At 70.0% G+C, this 22793-nt stretch carries 22 protein-coding genes; 12 read left to right on the plus strand and 10 right to left on the minus strand.

What is annotated here, in order from left to right; translation table 11 throughout:
• Nucleotides 1–8 precede the first annotated feature (8 nt).
• From ACGF4F_RS03600 to ACGF4F_RS03620, 5 genes are all read right to left on the minus strand, one after another.
• Nucleotides 9–2060: a glycogen debranching N-terminal domain-containing protein gene (locus ACGF4F_RS03600; protein ID WP_357436158.1), complete on the minus strand. Its 2052-nt coding sequence runs from the start codon at nt 2058–2060 to the stop codon at nt 9–11.
• A gap of 2 nt (nt 2061–2062) precedes the next feature.
• A complete protein-coding gene (locus tag ACGF4F_RS03605) occupies nt 2063–2425 on the minus strand; it encodes an SCP2 sterol-binding domain-containing protein (protein WP_357436160.1) in 363 nt (120 codons plus the stop codon).
• 105 nt (nt 2426–2530) lie between these two features.
• Complete coding sequence (locus tag ACGF4F_RS03610) at nt 2531–4984, minus strand: pyruvate dehydrogenase (RefSeq protein WP_393074496.1); 2454 nt, start codon at nt 4982–4984, stop codon at nt 2531–2533.
• Nucleotides 4981–5658, minus strand: a complete 678-nt coding sequence (locus tag ACGF4F_RS03615) for a phosphoribosylanthranilate isomerase (protein WP_357436164.1) — start codon at nt 5656–5658, stop codon at nt 4981–4983. Before ACGF4F_RS03615 ends, ACGF4F_RS03610 begins: the two co-directional genes overlap by 4 nt.
• 28 nt (nt 5659–5686) lie before the next feature.
• On the minus strand, nt 5687–6544 hold the full coding sequence (locus ACGF4F_RS03620; RefSeq protein ID WP_357436166.1) for a MurR/RpiR family transcriptional regulator: 858 nt from the start codon (nt 6542–6544) through the stop codon (nt 5687–5689).
• A gap of 106 nt (nt 6545–6650) precedes the next feature.
• Here ACGF4F_RS03620 and ACGF4F_RS03625 point away from each other — a divergent pair, with 106 nt between their 5' ends.
• The 12 genes from ACGF4F_RS03625 to ACGF4F_RS03680 all read left to right on the plus strand — a co-directional run bounded on the left by ACGF4F_RS03625 (nt 6651) and on the right by ACGF4F_RS03680 (nt 18181).
• Entirely contained in the window at nt 6651–7946 is a 1296-nt protein-coding gene (locus ACGF4F_RS03625) for an extracellular solute-binding protein (RefSeq protein ID WP_357436168.1), read from the plus strand.
• A gap of 68 nt (nt 7947–8014) precedes the next feature.
• Nucleotides 8015–8920, plus strand: coding sequence for a carbohydrate ABC transporter permease (locus tag ACGF4F_RS03630; RefSeq protein ID WP_073838336.1), 906 nt, complete (start codon nt 8015–8017; stop codon nt 8918–8920).
• Entirely contained in the window at nt 8917–9813 is an 897-nt protein-coding gene (locus ACGF4F_RS03635; RefSeq protein ID WP_357436170.1) for a carbohydrate ABC transporter permease, read from the plus strand. Before ACGF4F_RS03630 ends, ACGF4F_RS03635 begins: the two co-directional genes overlap by 4 nt.
• A gap of 38 nt (nt 9814–9851) precedes the next feature.
• A complete protein-coding gene (locus ACGF4F_RS03640; protein WP_357436171.1) occupies nt 9852–11030 on the plus strand; it encodes an aminotransferase class I/II-fold pyridoxal phosphate-dependent enzyme in 1179 nt (392 codons plus the stop codon).
• A gap of 76 nt (nt 11031–11106) precedes the next feature.
• A complete protein-coding gene (locus ACGF4F_RS03645) occupies nt 11107–12045 on the plus strand; it encodes a pseudouridine-5'-phosphate glycosidase (RefSeq protein WP_357436173.1) in 939 nt (312 codons plus the stop codon).
• Between the two features lie 14 nt (nt 12046–12059).
• The gene (locus tag ACGF4F_RS03650) at nt 12060–13040 is read left to right on the plus strand and encodes a carbohydrate kinase family protein (RefSeq protein ID WP_357436174.1); all 981 of its coding nucleotides are present in this window, start codon (nt 12060–12062) and stop codon (nt 13038–13040) included.
• Nucleotides 13041–13263: 223 nt separating this feature from the next.
• On the plus strand, nt 13264–13662 hold the full coding sequence (locus ACGF4F_RS03655; RefSeq protein WP_357436175.1) for a hypothetical protein: 399 nt from the start codon (nt 13264–13266) through the stop codon (nt 13660–13662).
• 127 nt (nt 13663–13789) lie between these two features.
• Nucleotides 13790–14731 (plus strand): DUF817 domain-containing protein, encoded by a 942-nt coding sequence (locus ACGF4F_RS03660; protein ID WP_393074784.1) that lies wholly within the window; start codon nt 13790–13792, stop codon nt 14729–14731.
• Nucleotides 14732–14862: 131 nt separating this feature from the next.
• Nucleotides 14863–15105 (plus strand): hypothetical protein, encoded by a 243-nt coding sequence (locus ACGF4F_RS03665; RefSeq protein WP_357436176.1) that lies wholly within the window; start codon nt 14863–14865, stop codon nt 15103–15105.
• Nucleotides 15106–15228: 123 nt separating this feature from the next.
• On the plus strand, nt 15229–16035 hold the full coding sequence (locus ACGF4F_RS03670) for a tryptophan 2,3-dioxygenase family protein (protein WP_393074503.1): 807 nt from the start codon (nt 15229–15231) through the stop codon (nt 16033–16035).
• Entirely contained in the window at nt 16032–17162 is a 1131-nt protein-coding gene (locus ACGF4F_RS03675; RefSeq protein ID WP_393074505.1) for an aminotransferase class V-fold PLP-dependent enzyme, read from the plus strand. Before ACGF4F_RS03670 ends, ACGF4F_RS03675 begins: the two co-directional genes overlap by 4 nt.
• Entirely contained in the window at nt 17159–18181 is a 1023-nt protein-coding gene (locus tag ACGF4F_RS03680) for a methyltransferase (RefSeq protein ID WP_357436181.1), read from the plus strand. The genes ACGF4F_RS03675 and ACGF4F_RS03680 overlap by 4 nt, the downstream gene beginning before the upstream one ends.
• A 7-nt stretch (nt 18182–18188) precedes the next feature.
• Here ACGF4F_RS03680 and ACGF4F_RS03685 read toward each other — a convergent pair whose 3' ends face one another.
• Genes ACGF4F_RS03685 through ACGF4F_RS03705 form a run of 5 tightly spaced genes read right to left on the minus strand, consistent with a single transcriptional unit; the run spans nt 18189 to nt 22790 of the window.
• Nucleotides 18189–18914 carry an aspartate/glutamate racemase family protein gene (locus ACGF4F_RS03685; RefSeq protein WP_393074508.1) on the minus strand — a complete coding sequence of 242 codons (726 nt, stop codon included), beginning with the start codon at nt 18912–18914 and terminating at the stop codon, nt 18189–18191.
• Nucleotides 18911–20188, minus strand: coding sequence for an NAD(P)/FAD-dependent oxidoreductase (locus tag ACGF4F_RS03690; protein ID WP_393074511.1), 1278 nt, complete (start codon nt 20186–20188; stop codon nt 18911–18913). The genes ACGF4F_RS03685 and ACGF4F_RS03690 overlap by 4 nt, the downstream gene beginning before the upstream one ends.
• 15 nt (nt 20189–20203) lie before the next feature.
• On the minus strand, nt 20204–21079 hold the full coding sequence (locus ACGF4F_RS03695) for a family 3 encapsulin nanocompartment shell protein (protein WP_393074514.1): 876 nt from the start codon (nt 21077–21079) through the stop codon (nt 20204–20206).
• 18 nt (nt 21080–21097) lie between these two features.
• Entirely contained in the window at nt 21098–21937 is an 840-nt protein-coding gene (locus ACGF4F_RS03700; protein ID WP_393074517.1) for a class I SAM-dependent methyltransferase, read from the minus strand.
• Between the two features lie 22 nt (nt 21938–21959).
• Nucleotides 21960–22790, minus strand: coding sequence for an SDR family oxidoreductase (locus tag ACGF4F_RS03705; RefSeq protein WP_357436192.1), 831 nt, complete (start codon nt 22788–22790; stop codon nt 21960–21962).
• Between the last annotated feature and the right edge of the window lie 3 nt (nt 22791–22793).

Genomic DNA, 22793 nt, shown 5'->3' on the forward strand with positions numbered 1-22793 from the left:
TCCTCGGGTCAGCCGGGCACCGGCAATCGGCCGTGGGCGACGGCGTCCAGCCGTCCCCACGGGCCGGGCACGCCGAGCAGTTCGACGAGCCCGATCGTCTCCGGGACCGCCGGTTCGACCGACAGGTGCCCTTCGCAAGGTTCCACGCCCAGCAGGGTGCGTAGCAGCATGAGCGGGGCTGAGGCAGAGATGGCCTGCGGGGAGCCGATTCGTGGCAGGGTGACCGGGTACCTGGTCAGGCTCCGGCCGTATCCGGCGAACGCGCCGGGTAGTCGTCCGTCGAAACAGCTCGCCGCCGTCAGGATTCCTTCCGCGACCCGGGCGGCCTCCCGGTCATGCCCGTACCGGCGTAGGCCGTAGGCGATCAGCGCGTTGTCGAACGGCCACACCATCCCGGTGTGGGTGCCGATCGGGTTGTAACGGTGGTTGTCGGTGGCCAGTGTCCGGATTCCCCAGCCCGAATACAGCCGGTCGCTCATCAGGTGCTCGGCCACCTGGGCCGCTTTCTCCTCGGTGGCGATCCCGCTCCACAGCAGGTGGCCGATGTTCGAGGTGAGCCCGTCCACCTGGGTACCGTCGGCCTCCAGAGCGACCGCGTAGTAACCGCGATCGGCGATCCAGAAGTCCCGGTTGAACCGGTCCTTCAGGTCTGCGGCCTCCCGCTCCAGGCGATCGGCGTACGCCGGGTCGTCCCAGACCTGCCGGGCCAGCCGGGCACCGCGTAGTTTCGCGTCGTACGCGTAGCCCTGCAGCTCACAGGTGGCGAGGGGATAGCCGGGCAGCCGCCCGTCGCGGTAGGAGATGCCGTCCGGGGTGTTCTTCCAACCCTGGTTGATGACGCCGCACCGCTGGTTGCGCCGCTGGTACGCCACGTATCCTCGGCCGGTCAGGTCGGCGTACTGGTCGATCCAGGCCAGCGCCATGCGCGTCTCGTACTCAAGCTCGCGCACCAGGCTCTCGTCGCTGGTCCACCGTTCGTACTCGTCGAGCAGCACCACGAACAGCAGGGTCGTGTCGGCCGCGCTGAAGTCGGCGGCCTGTGGCTGCTCCTCGAAGGCCGCGCTCTCGCCGTACCGGACCTCGTAGAAGACCTTGCCCGGATCCTCTTCCCGGAAGTCGTTCGGCAGGGTGCCGTGCCCGACCGCGCACAACCGCAGGGTGGGCACGCTCAGCTGCGGGGTGAACGAGATCGCCTGCAGGCAGGAGATGAGAGCGTCCCGGGCGATCAGGGTCATGTACCAGGGCATCCCGGCCATGGGCAGCCGCTCCCGGTAGGTCCACGTGGAATAACGCAGCGCACCCAGGTCGATCAAGCTGCGGCGGTAGGTGACGGCCAGCGAGGCCGAGTCGGTGCGCAGGTCTGGTGCCGAGTCGAGCCATTCCTCGAGCTCGCGGCGCATCTCCGGTCGTTTCCGTCCGCGGTGGGAAGCGAGGTTGGCCCGAACGTCCCGGCCGTGCGCGCCGCGCAGCACCGCGTCCACCCGCAAGGTGGTTCGCCAGCTGCCGTGCGGTCCGATGGTCACCTCGAACGTCATGCCCCGTTCGTCGACCGCCGCCGGCTCGGACGACGTCACGATCGTCTCCCGGACGAACGACTCCCGCTCGTAGGTCAGCCGCAGGCCGTCGTTGTCGACCCGGACCGAGGTGCGGCCTTGCCGTGGTCCGCCGCCATCGCGGCGCAGCTCCACCGTGTCTGCGAAGTCGTTGCCGATGTCTATCCTGACCCGCATGGTCACGGGTGACTTGTCGTGATTGAGCACGATCAGCTGCTCGTTGAAGGTGCCCTCGATCGAACGGTGCCGGATCACCGACACCGTCGCGTCCACGTAGTGCGTCGCCGCCCCGGGAACCAGGAAGAACCGCGTCTCGAAGAAGTTCAGCTCGTCCACGGCAAGCAGGTTCAGGCGTTTCCCGTCGACGCTCAGGGCCCACTGATTCAGAAACCGGGTGTCGAAGGAGTACAGCCCGGTCGCAACACCCGCATCGGCGGACATGTCGCCGCGGTTGTCGCTCAGGATGTAGGTGTTGCCGTCCACGGTGCTGACCAGCTTCGGATCCACGTTCAGCCCTCCGGTGTCCGAGCCGCGGTCCGGCCGGCTCGCCGAGCCGCCGGCAGCAGTTCGCGCAGCGTGGCCAGCAGGCTGATGTCGCCTTCGACGCTGAGCAGGTTCCGCCACACGGCGGCGTACACCCCCTGCTCACCGGTCAGTATCCGGGCGAACACGTCCCGCCTGGCCCGGATGACTGAGTCCGCCTCCCGGCTGTCCCTGGCGACCTGCACGTCTCCCGAGTCGAAGATCAGCACCCAGTGCTCCAGCACGTGGTCGACGGTCAGATCGAACCGCATCGTCCCGGCGTACTTCTCGGGAAGATGCGGCCTGCTCCGTTCGATGTCGGCGAAGAACTCCTTGATCGGGTCGGTCATTCGTCCCCCCAGCCGTACGCCGGCAGGGACAGACTCACGGACGCGAGGGCGAGCCGGCGTCACCCGGATCGGGTGATTTCCGTTGTCGGCCACACCCTGGCGCCATCAGGTTCCCAGGGTCAGGGCGGCCAGTGCCGCGTTCGTGATCGATCCAGGAAGCAGGTCGTGGATCTCGTAGAGGTCGGCGACCCTGCCCGATTGTCCGAACTCGTCGACCCCGAGCGGCACCGCGGGCACGCCGAGCGCGGAGCCGAGCCACGCGAGCGCGTGACTGGAGGCGTCGTGGACGGTCACGAGGGGCGCCCGCGTCGCGAACGCGGTGCGCAACGCGCCGGGGCTGGCCGGCGCGGTCGCGGTCCGGATGCCTTGCCGCAGTGCTCGCTGCCAGGCGGTGAAGAGGCGGTCGGCGCAGGTGATGTCCACGACGTGTGCGGCGATGCCTTCCTCGGCCAGCTCGGTCGCCGCCGCGACCGTCTCGGGCAGGACGGCGCCGCTGGCGGCCAGGTAGACCTGCGGTGCGCCGGCGGCGGCCAACTCGGACGCGTCGACCAGCCGGTACGCACCGGCCAGAACCTGCCGGCGCAGGACCACGTCGCCCAGCCGGCTCCGGGCCGCTTCGAACGGTGCCTGGTCGATCGGGCGGGTCGACAGCCGCAGGTAGTACGCCCCGTGGTCGCCGGCGGCGCCCGCCGAGCCCGGGTCACCGGCGGCGATGCGCGACAGGGCGTCGCACATGAGCCAGTCCAGGGCGGTGGCGTATGCGGGCTCCAGGAAGGTCACGCCAGGCAGCTCGATGCCGATGGACGCGGTGATCGTGGACTGATGAGCCCCGCCCTCAGGTGCCAGGGTCACCCCGGAAGGCGTGCCGGCCACCAGGAACCGTGAGCCGGAATAGGCGCCGTGGATGAAGGCGTCCAGCCCCCGGCACACGAACGGGTCATAGACGGTGCCGACCGGCAGGAGCGGTTGGTCGGAGTGGTCCCAGGCCAGGCCAAGCTGCCCGAGCAGCAGGAACAGGTTCATCTCGCTGACGCCGAGCTCGATGTGCTGCCCGGTCGGTCCTTCCGCCCACCTCAGCACCGGGTCGGCGTTCCAGGATCGCCGCTCTGTGGGCGCGAACACGCCGGCCCGGTTGATGAACCCCGCCAGGTTGGTCGATGTCGCGACGTCCGGCGCGGTGGTCACCAGATACGGGGCGACTGCTTCGTCGCGCGAGAGGTCCACCAGGATCCGGCCGAAGGCCTCCTGGGTGGACACCGGCCGGGAGACCCGTACCCCGGTGGCGGTCGGCACGGTGACGCCCAGCCGAGCGTTTCGCGGCTGCCGGGCCAGTTGCCGCGCGCGTTCCTCGATCCACCGGCCCTCGGCCGAGTCGGGATCGAAGCGATCCCATTCCCGGTCGGCGGGGACGCCGGTCTGGGCCCGCAGCGCATCGATCTGCTCACCGGAGAGCAGGGCCGAGTGGTTGCGCGGATTCCCCGCGATGGGCAGGCCCCAGCCCTTGATGGTGTAGGCGAACAGCACGGTCGGTCGGTCCGTGGCGTCGCACTCGGCCAGCCCGTCCAGCACCGCGCCCAGGTCGTGGCCGCCCAGGTCGGTGACCAGTTCGCCCAGGTCGTCGTCGGTGACGTCGGCGACGAGTTCCGCCAGGCCCGCGGGAGCCCCGTCCAGGAGCCGTTCCCGCAGTGCCGGGCCGCTGAGGCCGAACAGCGACTGGTACTGCTCGTTCGGCATCGCGTCGATCCACTCCCGCAGCAGCGGACCGTTGGGGCGGGAGAAGAACGCCTGGAGTCGTCGCCCGTACTTGACCTCGACCACGTGCCAGCCGTTGGCCTCGAACGAGGCCCGCCACTGGTCGATCCGGATTCCGGGGACCACCCGGTCCAGCGACTGCCGGTTGAAGTCCACGATCCAGGTGACCCTGCCCAGCCCGTGGGTGGCAGGATCGGCGACCGCTTCCCAGACGTTCCCCTCGTCCAGTTCGGCGTCGCCGAGCAGCGCGATGAACCGTGACCGGGGGCGCGCCCCGAAGTGGGCGTCCACGTAGCGGCGCACGGCCGCCGCGAAGAGCGGCGCCGCCGCGCCGAGCCCGACCGAGCCGGTCGAGAAGTCGACCTCGTCGGGATCCTTGGTCCGCGAGGGGTACGACTGCAGCCCGCCCCGTGCGCGCAGCTTCGTCAAGTAGGAACGGTCCAGCTTGCCGAGCAGGTACTGGATCGCATGGAAGACCGGCGCGGCGTGCGGCTTGACCGCCACCCGGTCCGCCCCGTCCAGGTGCGCGAACCACAGCGCGGTCATCATCGTCACCATCGACGCCGATGACGCCTGGTGACCCCCGACCTTGACCCCGTCGCCGGTGTCCCGCTCACGGTTGGCCGCATCCACGATCCGCGTCGCGAGCCACAGCACCCGACGCTGGACGGCGTCGAGGACGTCCAGGTCGACGTGCGGTTCGGCGTCCGGACCAGGCGGTTGTGCGGACACCGCGGGGGAGGCGGGGGAGATGTCCGGAGGCTGACCAGGCAATCGGGGGATGGGGTGGTTGACCGTGGTGCTCATGCCGGGACCCGGGCGGCACGCGAGTTGCCGACGAACTCGGCGACGCGGGCGAGGTCCTTCTCGAAGCCACCTCCGGGCAGCGCCCGGTTGGTCAGCGTGAGCGAGTCCACGCCCCAGGGCTGCACGGTCGCGATCGCCGCCGCCACGTTCTCGGGCGACAGGCCCCCGGCGAGGATGACCGGGATGCCGACGGACGCGACGATTCGCGCGCTGATGTCCCAGTCGTGCACCACCCCGGCGGCGCCGACGCCTGCGACCTCGTCGGTGTGGGAGTCGAGGATGAGCAGGTCACTGACATCGGCGTAGGCGCGGGCGGTGTCCACCGCCGCGGACCCGGTGACGGCGATGGCCTGCATGATCTTGCAGTCGGGCAGCCGGCGCCGGAGCGACGCGACGGCGGCCGGCGGCACGGCGCCGGGCTCGCCGCACAGGTGCAGGATGTCGGGCTGGACCCGCGTGGTCATGCGGACGATCTCGTCGAGGTCACTGGAGACGGACAGGGCCACCGAGACCGCCTTCCCGCGCAGCGCACGGACGGCTTCCGCTGCGGTGTCTTCATCGATCTCTCCCGGCAGGCCGAGCTTGGCCGGGGTGAGGCCGACGTGGTCGACTCCTACCTCCGCGAGGGCGAGGGCCTCGCGAGCGGACTGCGCGGTGTAGATCTGGACGATCACTCGGTTCTCCAACTGGTGTCCGAAATAGTCAATAGGAACGCTGTGCGATGGCTTGGTTGAGTCGCTTCTCGTTCTCCAGCACGTCGTCGACGTGCCGCAGCGAGTACGCGACATAGAGGGCGTCGAGGAGTGCCATCTGGCAGGCCCGGGCGGCCAGGGGCTCGCTGCGGGTCTCGTGGGAGACGCTGACCAGCACGACGTCTCCCTGCCGCGCGACGTGGGAGTCCCGGTTGCCGGTCACGACGAGGGTGGACGCCCCGGCCCGGCGCGCCTGGGCCAGCATGTCGGCCACGTCCTTCGTGGCGCCTGAGTAGGAGATGCCGATCGCGAGATCCCCGGGGCGCAGCAGGGAGGCGTGCATGATCTGCAACTGCGAGTCGACCGGGGCGTCGCAGCGGATCCCCAGCCGGTGACACCGCTGGTAGAAAGACTGCGCGACGACCCCGGACGTGCCCACGCCGCCGACCAGGACGTGGTCGGCGGCTTCGAGAAGGTCCAGCGCCCGTGCCATGTCCTGGCCGGTCAGCAGGTGGTGCGTGTCGCGCAGGGACTGGATGGTGCTGGCGAAGACCTTGGCCGCGACCGTCGCCGCGTCGTCGTCCGGCGTGACGTCGTCGTGGATCAGTTGGGTCGGCGAGGCGAGGTCCTGGGCCAGGCCGAGCTTCAGGTCGGTGAACCCGGCGAAGCCGCTGTTGCGGCACATCCGCAGCACCGTCGTGTCGCTGACGTTGCATGCCCGGGCGACATCCAGCATCGAGCTCTCCAGCAATCCTGCCGGCTGCTCGAGGATCCAGTCCGCGACCTTCCGTTCGGTGTCGGACAGTGCTGGCCTGGCTGCCCTCAGTCGCGCCAGGGCGCTGGTGCCGTTGGTGGTGGAGTTGGTCATTCCCTCGCCCCGTCTCGAATTGAGCAACACCCTAGACCAGGCTGACTCGTGGTGGTAGTACTACTACCCACCAAGTTTTCAAGCAGTGGAACCACGGGAGTCTGGGATGCGAATCAGATCTGCATGGCGAGCGGCACTGGCTGCCGGTGCCGCGCTCGTGATGCTGTCGGCGTGCGCAGGCGCCGGTGGCTCGGCTGACACCTCTGGCGGCGGGAAGACCCTGGAGATCTGGCACGCCTACGCAGGCCAGAAGGACAAGGTCGAGTTCATCGAGTACGCGCTGGACACCTTCAAGAAGGCGCATCCCGACATCAAGGTGAAGGAGGTGTCGGCCGAGCAGTCCTCCTACAAGACGAAACTGCAGACGGCCATGGCCTCGGGCAACGCGCCGGATGTCTTCTACACGCTGCCGGGTGGCTACCTGAAGGCCTTCGTCGACAGCGGCCAGGTCCTTCGGCTGGACGACGAGCTCGCCAAGCAGGGCTGGCGCGACAGCTTCCTGGAAAGCTCGCTGCCGTCGGTCACCTTCGGCGGCTCGACGTACGCGGTGCCGATCGACATCGACGCCGCGCTGGTCTGGTACAACAAGGCACTGTTCGACGCCAAGGGATGGCAGGTCCCCACCACCTGGCCGGAGTTCCTCGACCTGGCCGAGAAGATCAAGTCGGCCGGCGTGGTGCCGGTCGCGCTCGGCAACAAGGACAGCTGGCCCGCGACCTTCTGGTTCCAGTACGCCGAGATGCGCATGCACGGCAGTGGGGTCATGTCCGGCTTCGGCGCCGGAGACAAGAACGCCACCTTCGGACCCGAGGCCAAGGACGCGGCCGGCGTCCTGCAGACGCTCGCCCAGAAGGGATACCTGCCGAAGGGCGCGAACGGCATGTCCGACGCGGAGGCCAACATCCTCTTCCTCAACGGCAAGGCGGCCATGGTCCTCAACGGCACCTGGCAGATCGGTATGTCCGCGGAGGCCCCGGCCGGCTTCGAGCTCGGCTACTTCCCGTTCCCGACCTTCGCGGCGGGCAAGGGGAACCAGAGTGACGTCCTGGCCGGCGTCGCCGCCAGCTTCGCCGTGTCCGAGAAGGCCAAGGACAAGGAGGCGGCCCTGGCGTTCCTCCGCCACATCACCAGCCCCGAGGTGATGACCAAGTACGTCCAGATCCGCAAGACCATGGTCGCCCGCAAGGGGGCGACCACGCCGGAGGCGGCCGGCCCGCTGCTGGCCGGGGTGGTCCAGGACGTGATCGGCAAGGCCGAGACCCTCGACCCGTTCTACGACACCGCGATGGCCCCCAAGACCACCGAGACGTACTACTCCACCCTCCAAGGGTTGATCGACGGCTCGATCCCGCCGGCGGCGGCGTCCGAGGCCATCGAGAACGCCGCCAAGGCCGGCAAGTAACCACTGCGATCCGTTGCCCGAGCGCCCGCCCCGGCTACGGGCGCTCGGGCGGCGACCCAGGAGGTCTCGTGTCCACATCCACGCGGTCCGTCGCCGCCCGCCGCGACGCTCGGGCAGCACTGCTGTTCCTCGCGCCCGCGGTGCTGTTCCTGGCGGTCTTCGTCGCCTACCCGCTGCTCACGGCCGGGGTCCTGTCGTTCCACTCATGGGACGGCGTCTCGCCCCGGCAGTGGACCGGCCTGACCAACTACGAGCGGCTGCTCGGCGACCGGATCTTCTGGGGGTCACTTCGTAACAACGTCCTGGTCGCGCTCACCGCGATCGTGTTCCAGGTCGGCGTCGGCATGGTCATCGCGTACTGGCTGGTGCGGGTGGTGCCCCGGATCAAGCGGTTCGCCATGTTCGTCTACGTCGTGCCGGTGGTGATCAGCGAGATCTGCATCGGGTTGCTCTGGGGTTTCGTCTACAACCCCTACTTCGGGCTGCTGAACGGCTTCCTCAACGCCGTCGGGCTCGACGAACTCGCACGCGGGTGGCTGGGCGACCGGTCGACCGCGATGCCCGCGGTGCTGGTGGTCATGAACCTGACCTACCTGGGGCTGTACATCCTGCTCTTCGTCGCCGCGTTCGAGAACGTCGACGAAGCGGTGTACGACGCGGCGGCCATCGACGGCGCCGGCCACTACCGGACCTTCTTCTCCGTCAGCGTCCCGATGGTCTGGTCGAACGTCCAGGCGACGACCCTGCTGGCGGTCGTCTCCTCCTTCAAGACGTTCTCCCTCGTCTACGTGCTCACCCGAGGGGGACCGAGCAACGCCACCGATGTGGTGTCCACGTACCTCTTCCAGACCGGCTTCGGGAACTTCGAAGCCGGCTACGCGTCCACCATCGGATTCGCCCAGATCCTGCTGACCGCCGCGGTCGGCGTCTTCGTCCTCGGCCTGATGCGCCGCGGGAAGCGAGGAGAGGCGTGAGTTCCTCGACCATCCACGTCACCAGGCAGCACCCGGCGGCCGTACCGGCAACGACCGGCCGCGGGCGGCCCCGCCTCAGCACCGGCACCGCGATCGTGTACCTCATCCTGGCGGTGCACCTGACCGTGGTCATCTTCCCCTTCCTCTGGATGGCCTACAGCTCGCTGAAGAGCAACCAGGACTTCCTGGCGTCCGTCTGGTCGCTGCCCACCGACCCGCAGTGGGCCAACTACGGCAAGGCGCTCGGCGAAGGGAAACTGCTCGTCTACGCCGGAAACTCCCTCGCGGTGACGGTGGTGTCGGTCGCGTTGACCGTCGCCATGGCCACCGCCGCCGGCTACGCCTTCGTCATCTACCGCACCCGTTGGATGCCGTGGGTGGAGATCGCGATGCTGGTCGCGATGGCCATCCCGGCGTACGTCGCACTGGTGCCGCTGGTCGCGACGCTGCGCGACGCGGGCCTCCTGGACACCCGTACCGGAGTGGTCCTGCCCACCGTGGCCTTCAACCTGCCGGTGTCCGTCCTCATCATGCGGGCGTTCTTCAGCACGGTCCCACGGTCCCTGGTCGAGGCAGCCCGGGTCGACGGCGCGTCCGAACTGCGGGCCTTCCTGCGCGTCATGGTGCCGATCGCGCGACCGGCAATGTTCACCACCGCCATCGTCAACACCATCTGGGTCTGGAACGACTTCCTCTTCCCGCTGGTGCTGCTCAACACCCCCAGCAAGAAGACCTTGCCGCTGGGACTCACCGACTACGTGGGCGAGCGGGTCACCGACTACCCCGTGCTGCTGGCGGCGGTTCTGCTCGCCGCGCTCGGTTCGTTCGTGGTGTACGTCGCCCTCCAGAAGCAGGTCATCGGCGGGCTGACCAGCGGCGCCATCAAGCAGTGACGGCCAGCCCGGCCCGCCCCAACCCAAGGAGACACCCCATGGACGACCTCGACTTCGCCAGCCGCGCCGTCTACTACGAGCCCGAGGCCAGCACGCAGTCGATCAGCTACCCGATCTACATGTCGGCCAACTACCAGTACGCCGACGACATCTACGACCAGATCGTCGACGGGGCTCGCAAGGAGGTGAACATCTACAGCCGCTGCGGCAACCCCAGTGAGTACAAGCTCGAGGAGCACGTCGCCCAGCTCGCCGGCGCGACGGCGTGCCTGGCCACCGCCTCCGGGATGGCGGCGATCTCCCACGCCCTGCTCGGCCTGCTCAAGGCCGGGGACCACATCGTCGCCGACCTCACCACCTACAGCTCCACGCACGAGTTCTTCGACCACCGCATCCAGGACTTCGGCATCGAGGTCACGTTCGTCGACGCCAGTGACATCGCGGCGGTGGAGGCGGCGATCACCGACCGCACCCGCGTCCTCTACGTGGAGACCATCGCCAACCCGACGATGAAGATCGCGCCCCTTCGCGCCCTCGCGGACCTCGCCCACTCGCGGGGAATCGTCGTCTTCTGCGACAACACCTTCGCCAGCCCGGCGGTCTGCCGGCCCCACGAGCACGGCGTCGACGTGGTGCTCGAGAGCGCCACCAAGTTCATGGGCGGCCACAATGACGCGGTGGGTGGGGTCATCACCCTGCGCTCGGACATCCTCCCCGCGGACTGGCTGGAGCAGGTTCGCTGGAACACCCTCACCAAGCTCGGCGGGGCGCTGTCCCCGTTCAACGCGTGGCTGCTGCTGCGGGGGCTGCAGACCCTTCCGCTGCGGGTCGAACGGCAGACCCAGAACGCGCTTGCCCTCGCCGAATGGCTGGAGAAGCAGCCTCAGGTCCGCAAGGTGTTCTACCCGGGCCTGCCCAGCCATCCGCAGCACGAACTGACCCAGCGGCAGTTCGACATGCCGGGTGCGATGCTGGCGTTCAGCCTGGACACCGAGGACCAGGCGGTGCGCGTCCTCAAGGGCCTCAAGCTGGGCTCTTTCGCGGCGAGCCTGGGTGGGGTGCGGACCGTGACCCAGGTACCCGGGACGATGGCCTTCCTCGACATCCCGCCAGCGGAGCGGGAGCAGATGGGCATCACCGACGGCATGATCCGGGTATCCGTCGGCATCGAGTCCGCCCGCGACATCATCCGTGACTTCGAGCAGGCCATGCGGTAGCTCCCCGGCCGGCCCGGTCGTTCCGCCCGGGCCGCGGTGTCCCCACCCACCACGAGATCATCAGGACGATCGAGACATGACAACCCCAGCATCCGACCGGTGGGGCGGCCTGCCCGTCGAGGTTCATCCAGAGGTGGCCGAGGCCCTCCGTCACGGCGGGCCCGTCGTCGCGCTGGAGTCCACCATCATCAGCCATGGCCTGCCCCGCGACAGCAACATGCAGGTGGCGCGCGACATCGAGCAGTCGGTGCGAGCCGCGGGCGCCGTGCCCGCCACCATCGCCGTCCTGGACGGTCGCGTCCGGGTCGGCCTCGATGAGGATGCCCTCCACCAGATCGCGAGCCGCGACGACGTCAACAAGGCGAGCATCCGTGATGTCGCGGTCACCCTTGCCCGTCGGGTTCCGGGCGCCACGACGGTGGCCTCCACGGCCTGGCTGGCCAGCCTGGTGGGCATCGAGGTCTTCGCCACCGGCGGTCTTGGCGGCGTGCACCGAGGCGCGGCGACATCGTGGGACGAGTCCGCCGACCTCATGGGGCTCGCGACCGCACCGATCGTCGTGGTCTGCGCCGGGGTGAAGTCGATCCTCGACGTGCCGGCGACCCTGGAACGGCTCGAGAGCCTGTCGGTGGGCGTCGTCGGATACCGCACCGACATCTTCCCCGGCTTCTACGTCCGGCAGACCGAGATGGCGGTGCCGTGGCGGGTGGAGACCCCCGAGGAGGTGGCCCGGATCCACGCCGCCAACCGGGCCCTCGGCAACAGCCGGGCCCTGGTTGTCGCGAACCCGATCGAGCCGGAGAGCGAGATGGATCCGGACCTGCACGACGAAGTCCTGGCGGCAGGGCTCGCGGCGTTGCGGGAGCAGGACGTGCGAGGCAAGGATGTGACTCCGTTCCTGCTGGCCTTCTTCCATGAGCGGACCGGCGGCGCCAGCCTCCAGGCCAACGTCGACCTGGTGCTGGCGAACGCACGCCTTGCCGGCCGGATCGCAGTGGCCGGGACCGGCGGCTGAGAGGTGACAGCGCAGTGACCGCGAGCCAACTCGTGGCAGAGGTCAGTGGGCAGCGGGACGCCGTCGTCCTACTGCTCGGTGACATCAACGTCGACCTGATTCTCGAGCTCGCCGAGTACCCACGGCCCGGTGGCGACGGTGTCGCCTCGTCCCAGCGGATCGGGCTGGGCGGCTCCGCGGCCAACAGCGCCATCATGCTCCGCCGGTTGGGCCTGCGGCCCAGCATGCTCAGCGCGATCGGCGAGGACCGCTGGGCCGAGGTCGCGGTCGAGGCGCTGCGCGCCGAAGGGGTCGGCTTGGAGTACGTCGTCCGCGACCCGCACGAGCCGACGTCGCTCAACGTGATCGGCGTGACGCCGGACGGGGAGCGCACGATGATGGCCTACCGCGGAGCGAACCCTCGGTATTCGCCGGCCCACCTGCCGGAAGAGGCGATCGCCGCCTGCGATTTCCTGCACGTGTCCGGTTACGCCTTCCTGCAGGCGCCGCAGTCGCTCGCCGCGGTCCGGGCGATCGAGGTGGCCACCGCGAACGGCGTGCCGGTCTCCCTCGACATCCCGGTGGATCCGGCCCGTCGTGAGCCGGCCACCATCCGGCGGTTGTTGAGGTTCACCGATCTGCTGGTCGTCGGCGTTCCGGAGGCCCGGCAACTGGTCGGGACGGCCGAGCCGGCGGAGGCCTGCCGCCGGCTGTGCGACCTGGGGGCCAAGACCGTCGCGCTCAAGGTCGGCCGCGACGGCACCATCATCGCCACCGCCGACGAGTTGGTCGAGCTGCCCGGGCTGTCGGTGCGGACGGTCGACACGACCGGCGCGGGTGACTCGTTCTGCGCCGGCGCCATCGCGGCGACGCTGGCCGCCCTGCCGCTGGCGAAGATCGGAGCGTGCGCCAACCTGCTCGGCGCCGCCGCCGTCGAGAAACCGGGGGCCGGACGCTCGTTGCCGACCCTCGACGAGGTACGAACCGTCGAGCGGCGCCAGCCGACCCGTCGGTGAACGAGCACGGCGAGCCCGACCGGCATGCCTTGCCGTCGATGTGACCGGCCGCGTGTGCGGTGCCGCCGCTGGCCAGGTTGCTGCGCTGTGTAATGTTGATCATCCGATAAGGACCAATGGCGCCTGACCCGTGCGTGATCTTCGCGCCAGAGCTTTGGAGGACTGTGTGCGCGTGCTAGCGCGACGACTGTCGATCTCGGCACTCTCAGTGGCTGTTGCGGTGGTGACGTTCGGTTCGCCGGCCCACGCCGCGACGAACCCGTTCACCCCGGCACAAGCCTGCAACAACGACTTCGGCGGCTCGTGGGCCCAGGCTTCCGACGGTCACCGGTCGATCTACTCCGGCAGCACCAAGGTGGGCGACGTCTACCTGATGTACAACAGCGCGACCGGGTACAACTGTGTCGCCACCCTCAAGGCGGTGGCCATCGGATCGACGACCGGGGTTGCCGCCAGTTTGCGAGTTGAGGGCAGCTCCTGGGCCACCGACTCGGGCAACTACAAGTACTACGCCGCGAAGCAGCGCGCTGCGCGGGACACCTGCGTCCAGTACGAGGGAGAAGTCCTGTACGGCACGATGTGGGCAGGCAACGGTAGGTACACCTGGGGTAACTGCGGCTGAGCGGCCGCGAGACTGCGGGTACGCGTATGCGTACCCGCAGTCACCCCCGACGCGGGGAGCGGCCGCGCGCGTGAAGCTGGCCGAGACCAAGGCCGCTGACCTGCGCCGGCACGATAGCGTCGGGGCGATGCACACCCCTTCCGAACCAGCCGCCATGACCACCGCCGAACGCGCGATCGATGCGCGCTTCCGCGCGATCCTGGCGCGGCTGCCCCAGCGTGGTCCGATCGGCTGGCTGATCGAGCTCGCGGTCTTCGGACTCAAACAGGCCTGGGCGTGCGTGTTCGGTGGGGCGATGCTGGCGGTCATCTTCGCGGCGCACCTCTGGTACCCGAGGGATGCGGTGTTCGCCCGCAACGACTTCCTGACTCTTGCCGCGGTCGCCATCCAGATCGCCATGGTGGCCGGACGCCTGGAAACCCTGCGGGAACTGCGGGTAGTGCTCCTGTTCCACCTGGTCGGTACAGCAATGGAGCTGTTCAAGACCCACATCGGCTCGTGGTCCTACGCGCCCGACGGGATGCTGCGGCTCGGTGCGGTGCCCCTTTTCAGTGGCTTCATGTATGCCGCGGTCGGCTCCTACCTGGTCCGCGTCAACCGGCTGTTCGACCTGCGTTTCGCGCGCTACCCGAAACGATGGGTGACGGCTGCCGTGGCCGTCGCGATCTATGCCAACTTCTTCACCAACCACTACGTCTTGGACGTCCGGTGGCTGCTCATCGCCGTCGTCGCCCTCGTGTTCGGGCGCTGTGTCATGCAGTTCCGCATCTTCCGGTTCCGTTGGCGCATGCCGCTCCTGCTCGCCTTCGTCCTCGTCGCCTTCTTCATCTGGCTCGCGGAGAACATCGCCACCTGGTCGCATGCCTGGCTCTACCCCAGCCAGCTGGGCGGTTGGCAGCCGGTTTCGCCGGCGAAGCTGGCATCGTGGTTCCTCCTCATGATCATCTCGGTCGTGATGGTCACCTGGATCTCACCGCCGCAGCCGCCCGACGACCGGCAGTCGACCACAGCGGTGGGCGCGGACGCGGCGGAGCTTCCTCCTGTCTCAGCGTCCCGGTCGCCGCGGTGATCCGGTTCGATCGAGGGGCTGACTCGGACAGGAAGGCGAGGTGATCTGGGGGAGCAGAGCGTACGCCGTGAGACCGGCCGCCCCGCGAGGCCGCGCCGGCGTTGACACCTCGTGACACGATCATCGTGCCGGTGGCCGTACGGCCGCCGGGGCGGAGGGGGGACGCGGTGGCCGGCTTCTTCGGTGCGGCGCTCAACTTCCCCACTGTGCTGTTCAGCTTCCTACTGCTGGTCGTGGTCGGCTACTGGCTCCTGGTGCCGACCGGAGTGCTGGATCTCGGGGACGACCTCGACGTCGAGGCGTTACGCACGGGCGCGACGCCCTGCGGCAATTGTCCGCCGATCGATCAACGCATAGTAGATCGTCAATGTTAAATGGGCAATGCGGTGAGCTTGTGAATCACCTCGCTCGGTGAGGGCTGGTAGCCGAAACTGTTATTTGCTTGACTGTGCGGCGGTGCCGCAGAGGAGCAGCGGCATGACTGGAGGCTGTGCCGCGTGAGCAAATCGGATCCGGAAAAGACAGTCGGCAACGTGCACGAGGCACTCAGCCGGCCGCTGTTCAACCCCGTGTTGAAAGTGACGGTCGGCGAAGGAAAGCTCGACTACGAGATCTACCTGCGCACCGCCGATCTGCTGCGGCTGCAGACACCCAGGTCTGAGCTCGTCGACGCGGACGAGCTCATGTTTCAGGTCGTGCATCAGGCGCAGGAACTGTGGCTGAAACTACTCGCCCACGAGGTGGCCGAGGTCGTCGGCGATCTCGATGGTGATCGCCTGTGGGAGGTGACCGCCCGGCTGGACCGAGCTGTGCGGATCACGCACTGCCTGTCGCATGAGCTTCGCGTGCTGGAGACCCTCACACCCGACACCTACCAGGTGATACGCCGGCATCTCGGTAACGGCAGCGGGCAGGAATCCCCCGGCTACAACGCCGTACGGGTGGCCGCGTCGTACGCCGCCGAGGCCCTGGACCGGCTCCTCGCGCGGCACGAGGTCACGCTTGCCGACGTCTACTCCGGTCTCCGAACCGAACTGAAGCGGGTCTGCGAGCTCCTCGTCGACCTCGACGAGGGCTACCAGACGTGGCTGTTCACCCACTACCTGCTGGTGCGCCGGACGATCGGGGTGGGCCGGGACGTCGCGGCGCTGGACGGAGTGCCCACCCAGATTCTCGTCGGGCGGATGACCCAGCCACTGTTCCGAGCACTCTGGGCGGTCCGCAACCAGCTCACCGCCGAGTGGAGCCGGGAGGGCGGTCTGCCGCCCGGGGCCGACCGCCGGGAAGCGCGGGTGCCGGCGTGACCACCCGGCTACGGCACCACTTCCCTCTGCTCGAGACCTGCGTGTACCTGAACAGCAACTCCACCGGCGCGGTGCCGCGCGGGGCCGAGCCCGTCCTCCAGCGTTACTGGGAGACGCTGTGCGGCTGGCGCGACGACGTGTGGGACGGGTGGCTCAACGAGCTGCGGGCCTACGGCGACGCCGTCGCACGGTTCATCGGCGGTTCCCCGGGCAGCGTGGTCACCGACGCCAACGTCAGCACCCTCCTGGGCCGCATCGCCTCCTGTTTCGACTATCGTCCGTCCCGCAACCGGGTGGTTACGACGCACCTGGAGTTCCCCACGGTGCCGTTCATCTGGCGGGCGTTCGGCCGCTACGGCGCCCGACTCGACGTCGTCGACGCCGGTGGGCCCGGGTTCGACGAGGATGCCCTGGAGCGGCGGATCGACGAACGCACGCTGCTGGTGTGCGTGCCGCACGCCAGCTACGCCACCGGCGCGGTGATCGACCTGCCCCGTCTCGTCAAACGCGCACACGACGTCGGCGCACTCGTTGTCGTCGACGCCTTCCAGACCATCGGCACGGTCCCGTTCGACGTGACAGCGCTGGACGTCGACTTCGTCCTCGGCGGCGCACACAAGTGGCTGTGCGGCGTCGGGACGGCGTTCCTGTACGTCCGGCCCGAGCTGCTGCCGACCCTGCGGCCAGCGGCGACGGGATGGTTCGCCGGCGACGCCGCGCTGACCTTCCGCCCTTCGTCGGACTGGGCCGGCGACGCCCGCCGGTTCGCCGGTGGAACCCCGTTCCCGCTCAGCGCCCAGATCTCCCGAGTCGGACTGGACCTGCTGGCCGGCGTGGGCATCGACGCCATCCGCGAGCACTCACTGAACTGCACCGAGCGGGTGGTGCACCGGGCCGCGACCGCCGGCATCCCCGTGCTCGGCCCCACCGCGCCCGCGCAACGGGGCGGTGTCGTCTGCCTGGCCGTCCCGGACGGTGAGGCAATCAAGCGCAGCCTCGCCCGGCGGCAGATGATCTGCAGCTGGCGAGGGGCCCTGCGGGTGGCCCCGCACATCTACAACACCATCGACGAGGTCGACGCGTTCATGGACGCCCTCGAACTGGAGCTCCGGCAGGTCAGATCATGACCGGCGCACCACTGTCCCCGAGGGCACTCATGAGCCTGCTCGCCAACGGCGCCAAGGCCATCGACGTGCTGGAGACCGCCCTGAACATCGGGCTGCTCGACGCGCTGGAACCGGGCCCGATGCGCCTCGGGCAGCTCAGCGCCCGCTTCGACCTGCGCCCGGGGCGGCTCTACAAGCTCCTTGACTGCCTGGAAAGCCTCGGTTTCGTGCACCGCGACGAGCGGACCGACGACATCAACGACACCGAGTACCGCGCCGTCCCGGGGCTCAAGGACGCCGTCGTCGAGGTGGTCGGGCCGGACGCGATCGAACGCGACCGCGACAAATACCCGTGGCGGCAGCTGCACGGCAGGCTGGCGGACACCCTCCGCGGGCAGCTCAGCATCACCGAGAACGACTTCGCCTGGCCACCGAGGACGGCAGCCCAGATCGCCGACTTCGAGAAGAGCATGGCGGCCGGCCTGGGCCCGATCATCGAGGCGTTCCGCACCCACGCACCGCGGCTCTGGCCCGACCGCCACCGGCTGCTGGACGTGGGAGGCGGCGACGGCACCCTCGCCACGTACCTGCTCGCCGATACGCCCGGCCTGACCGTCGACGTCTACAACCTGCCCCCGGTCCAGCCCCTCGTCGACGAGACCCGGGTACGGTCCGGCCACGGAACCCGGCTCGGGTTCGTCGGCGGGGACTTCCTCACCGAAGCGCTGCCCACCGGCTACGACACCATGGCGTTCGTCCGCGTCCTGCACGACTGGCCGGCGCGCGTCGCCCACCGCCTGATCGAGAACGCCTACCAGGCGTTACCGCCCCGCGGCCGCCTGCTCATCTGCGAGGAGTTCCGCACCTCGGAGCGGCTGGCCATGCAGTTCTTCTGGTCCTACTTCCTGATCGGCGTCGACAGTTGCGCCAGCCGCCTGCGGGAAACCACCTTCTACATCGGCGCGCTGCGGCAGGCCGGCTTCGACGGGATCGAGGTGTTGCCCGGCCGGTTCGAACTGATCTCGGCACGTAAGCCGTGACCGGGCATCACCGCTGGGGCTCGAGGTCGAGGCGGCGGGTGAACGGCTGGCGGGTGAGGCTGTCGTACAGCATCCGGGTGAGGGTGACGATGTCGAAGACCGGCACCCCGAGCCGGGCCTGGATCCGGTGCGCGAACGGCACCAGATCCGTGCACTCGATCACCAGCGCGCCGAGACCCGGGTGGGCCCGGGCGAGGGCGTCCACCTGTTTCTCCACCTCGGCGGCCAGCCGGTCGACGTCGAGGGTGTCGCGGCGTCCCTCCAGCATCACCTCGCGGAACTCGCGTTGACCGGCCATGCCGGTGATTGCGAGCGGCACCTCCCGCGCCCCGACCGCGGCGAGGTGTCGGGGGGTCAGCGCCGCCTCGTCGGCGACCAGCAGCCCGACGATGCGGCCCGGCCCGATCATCTGGTGCACCAGGGGTAGCTGGATCAGGCTGGAGGACCACACCGGCACGTCCACTGCGGCGGCCAACTCCGCCTGGAAGAGCACGAGGAAACCGCACGCCCCGGTGATCCCCGCGACGCCGGCGGCCTGCAGGTCCCGGGCGGCCTGGAGGAACGGTTCCAACAGCGTCGGGTCGGCCTCGCGGACCAGCCGGCGGGGGGTGGCGCCCCGGACCACCCGGTAGTGGACCGGGAAGTCGAAGGTGGCCGGGTTGCGGATGTGGCCGGGAATCTTGTCGAAGCTGGTGTCGAGGCAGAGCACCCCGATCGCCGGCCCATCGGTCATCGCGTCCTCCCGAACCGGTCCAAGGCGAACGTCTCCAGCGGCAGGTCGGGCCGCACGCCGCCGATGAGCTGGGCGAGCAGTTGGCCGCCGGCGGGGGCGAGACCCATCCCGATGTGCCCGTGCCCGGTCGCCACGCTGACGTTGCGGTACGCCCCGGCCCGGCCGATCAGCGGCAGGCTGTCCGGGGTGCACGGCCGCAGCCCGCTCCACACGTGCAGCCGCCGATCGGTGTCCAGCCCCGGCAGATACGACCGCACGGTGCGCAGGATCCCGTCGACCCGTCGCGGCGACACCGAGGTGTCCAGGCCGGACAGTTCCAGGGTGCCGCCGACGCGTACCCGGTCGCCCAGCGGCATCACCGCCACCTTGCCCTCGCTGAGCAGCAGGGGCCGGGTCGGCGTGCCCGGCCCGGCGGCGACGGTGACGGTGTAGCCCTTCGCGGGTTGCAGCATCAGCCCGACGCCGAGCGTACGGGCGCACGCCCGCGACCACACCCCGGCGGCGATCACCACCTCGGCCGGGCGCAGGTTGCCCCGGCTGGTGCGGACGGCGCGTACCCGCCGCCCGGTCACCTCGAAGCCGCGAACCTCGGCGCCGGTGATGATCTCCACGCCCCGCTCCCGCAGGGCGCGGGCGAAGCCGACCAGGAAGGCGGGGATGCGCAGCGCGGCGCCCTCCTCGTTGAGCAGCGCCCCGGCGATGGCGAAGTCCACCCCGGGTTCCAGCCGGGCCAGCTCCGCCCGGTCCAGTTCGCGCAGCGGCACCCCGCGCTCGACCGCCGCGGGGATGCCGTGCCGGGCCTGCCCGTACCCCTGCTCGGTCTTGCAGGCCAGCACCATGCCACGGGCGGTGAGGGTGTCGGCGAGGTCGCCGGCGCAGACCTCGTGGAGGATGGCCAGGCTGCGCTGCTTGAGCGCGAGCAGCACCTCGAACCCGGCGCGGGCGTGGCGCTCGGTGCAGTACCGCCGGAAGTGCCACAGCCAGGCGAGCAGCCCGACGTCCGGGCGCGGCCGGACGTGGAACGGGCTTTCCGGGTCGAGCAGCCAGCGCAGCCCTTTCGCCGGTACGCCCGGCTCGGCCAGCGGCGCGGAGCCCTGGGTGCCGACGAAGCCGGTGTTCCCGGCCGAGCAGGCCGTCGGATCGCCGACCTCGCCCCGGTCGACGACCGTGACGGTGTGCCCGGCGGCCCGCAGGAACCAGGCGCAGAACAGGCCGACGACACCCGCGCCGATGACCAGGACGTCAGGGTCGTGCCGGGCGGGCGTCGCTGTCATCGCGCTTCTCGCCCGTCAGATGGTGACAACGAAGAAGCAGGTGGGCAGGTTGACCACGACCCGCTCCCAGATCTGTGCGCACAGCGCCACCCCGGGCTCGGCGAACGTGCCGGGCGGCGGCTCGGCGAACCGGATCACCGACCGGCCGGCGTCGAACAACAGCGCACCGTGGCCGAAGTCGCCGACGATCGCGGTGCCCGGGTCGACCAGCCGGGTACGCACGATGAAGACCCCGTTGTCCTCCACGTCCCGCAGCAGGGTCCCGGAACCGAGCAGCCGGTAGTAGTCGGCCGGGTTGATGATCAGCCCGTCGGCGGTGCTGCCCATCTGCTCGACCTCGTTGCAGGCGGCCAGGATGGTGGAGGCGAACGGGCCGGGGTCGGTGAGCCGGCCGATGTCCGGCATGTTCAGCAGCCCGCCCTCGCCGCGGAGGATGGTGTGGTTCTCGGCGGTGGCCAGCCGCACGACGAGCCGGTAGTTGATGAACTGCTCGAAGCTGGCCGGGTCGTCCCAGAGCGTGTCGGGCACCTGCACCCAGGCGGTGGTGGTGAGCAGCGGGGGGATGGGGGAGCGGTGGAAGTGGTTGGCCGCCTCGCGGCGCAGGTCCGCGCCGTCGACGGTGGGGTCACCGGCCCGGGGTGGGCTCTCGTGCCAGTAGTGCTCCTGCGGCTCCCGGGACAGGTCCACCACCTTGAGCATGTTCCGCGACGGGTAGCGGGGCTTGCGCCGTGAGCTGGTCAGCGAGTCGGTGATGGTGACGTCGTAATCGACGCGGGTGTCGAAGCCGTCCTTGGCGAACGCCTCGACGAACATCCCGCCGGGCGACATCTGGGTCTTCCGTTCGGCGACGACCTCGGCGATCGTCCGCTTGATCGTGTCGGTGCGTTGCATAATTCGGCTTCCCTCCCGTCAGGCCGGCTTGCGGGCGACGAACATGCCCCAGCCGAACTCGTCCCGGTCGATCGCGGCCTGGATCTCGTCGCAGGATTCCGCGAAGTTGCGGATCCAGGTCCGCGCCGCCTCGTCGTCGGTCGCGGCGGCCCGCTCCCGTGCGGTCCGGCCCAGCACCCGGTACGTCTGTCGGATGTGGGTGTCGAGGCTGCGCGCGACCACGTCGACAAAGCCGGCCCGCTGCAGCGCCTCCCGGTAGCCGTCCAGCGAGTAGCCGCTGTTCCAGCGCACCCGGTCGTAGACGTGCCGCCGGGCTGCCTCGCCGATCTCCGGCTTCGGCTGCAGGAAGTCGGCGATGGCCAGCACCCCGCCCGGAGCGAGCACTCGGAACATCTCGGCGTGGCTGCGCGGCTTGTCCGGCACCAGGAACAGCGCGTCCTGGCTGACCACGTGGGTGAAGGCCCCGTCGGCGTACGGCAGGGCGGTGGCCGAGCCGTGCCGGAACGCGACGGGCAGCCCGTCGCCCCGCTCGGCGAGCTTGCCCTGGGCGAAGCGGACCCGCTCGATGCTCAGGTCCAGGCCCGCGCTGCGGCATCCGGTCCGCTCGGCGAGGCGCAGCAGGAAGTTCCCGCAGCCGCAGCCGACGTCGAGCACGTTCGCCGCGGCGTCGATGCCGGCGTCGGCGGCGAGGATGTCGGAGGTCCGGTCGGCGGCCGCCGCGTAGTCGGCGTCGGCGTCGTCGGTGAAGTAGCCGGTGTGCAGCACGCCCTCGCTGTCCCAGAAGCTGAGGTACGTCTGCGTGGTCTGGTCGAAGAACTCGGAGACGTCCCGCTCGGTGAACCGGCTGGTCGTGGACATGGGCACTCCTTGCTGCGGCGGGTCAGGCGTAGGTGTCCCTGCGAACCCCGGTCAGGTGGGGCAGCTCGGGACCGGTGGCGGCGGCGCCGCCGTCGATCAGGTGCACTCCGGCGGTCACGTAGGACGCCCGTTCGCTGGCCAGGAAGGCGGCCAGCGCCGCCACCTCCTCGGGGTGGGCCAGCCGGCCCAGCGCGCTGTGGTGCCCCATCGCACGCAGCCGGGCCTCGACGTCGCCGCCCTCACCGGCCAGCCGCGCCGCCGCGCGTTCCATCGGCGGCGTGCGCACCCCGCCGGGGGCGAGCACGTTGACGGTGACCCCGCTGCGGCCGACGTCGACGGCGAGGCCCTGGGCGAACCGCACCAGCGCCGCCCGGGTCACCCCGGACAACGTCAGTGGACCGATCGGCACGCAGGCGGTCTCCGAGGCGACGAGCAGCAGCCGACCCCAGCCGGCGGCGCGCATGTGTGGCAGCGCGGCCAGCGAGACCCGGACCGCGGGCAGGAGTACCCGGTCCACGGCGTCGCGGTAGTCCGCCGCCTCGAACGCGGTGGCGGTGCCGATCGGCGGGCTGCCGCCGCTGACCAGCAGCACGTGCAGGCCGCCGAGGTCCGTGGCGACCTGGTCGACCCAGCGCGCGGCGGCGTCGGCGTCGGTCAGGTCCACCCGGCTGGCGCTGACCCGCCCGGTGGCGATCGCGACCAGTTCCCGTTCCGCGGCGGCGAGCCGGTCCGGGTCGCGGCCGCAGACGGCCACGTGGGCGCCCTCGGCGGCGAACTCCCTGGCGCACGCCAGCCCGATGCCGCTGGTGCCGCCGGCGACGAGGGCCACCCGCCCCTTCAGCCCGAGATCCATGTC

The organism is Micromonospora sp. NPDC047740, assembly GCF_043204735.1.
Classification (GTDB): Bacteria; Actinomycetota; Actinomycetes; order Mycobacteriales; family Micromonosporaceae; genus Micromonospora.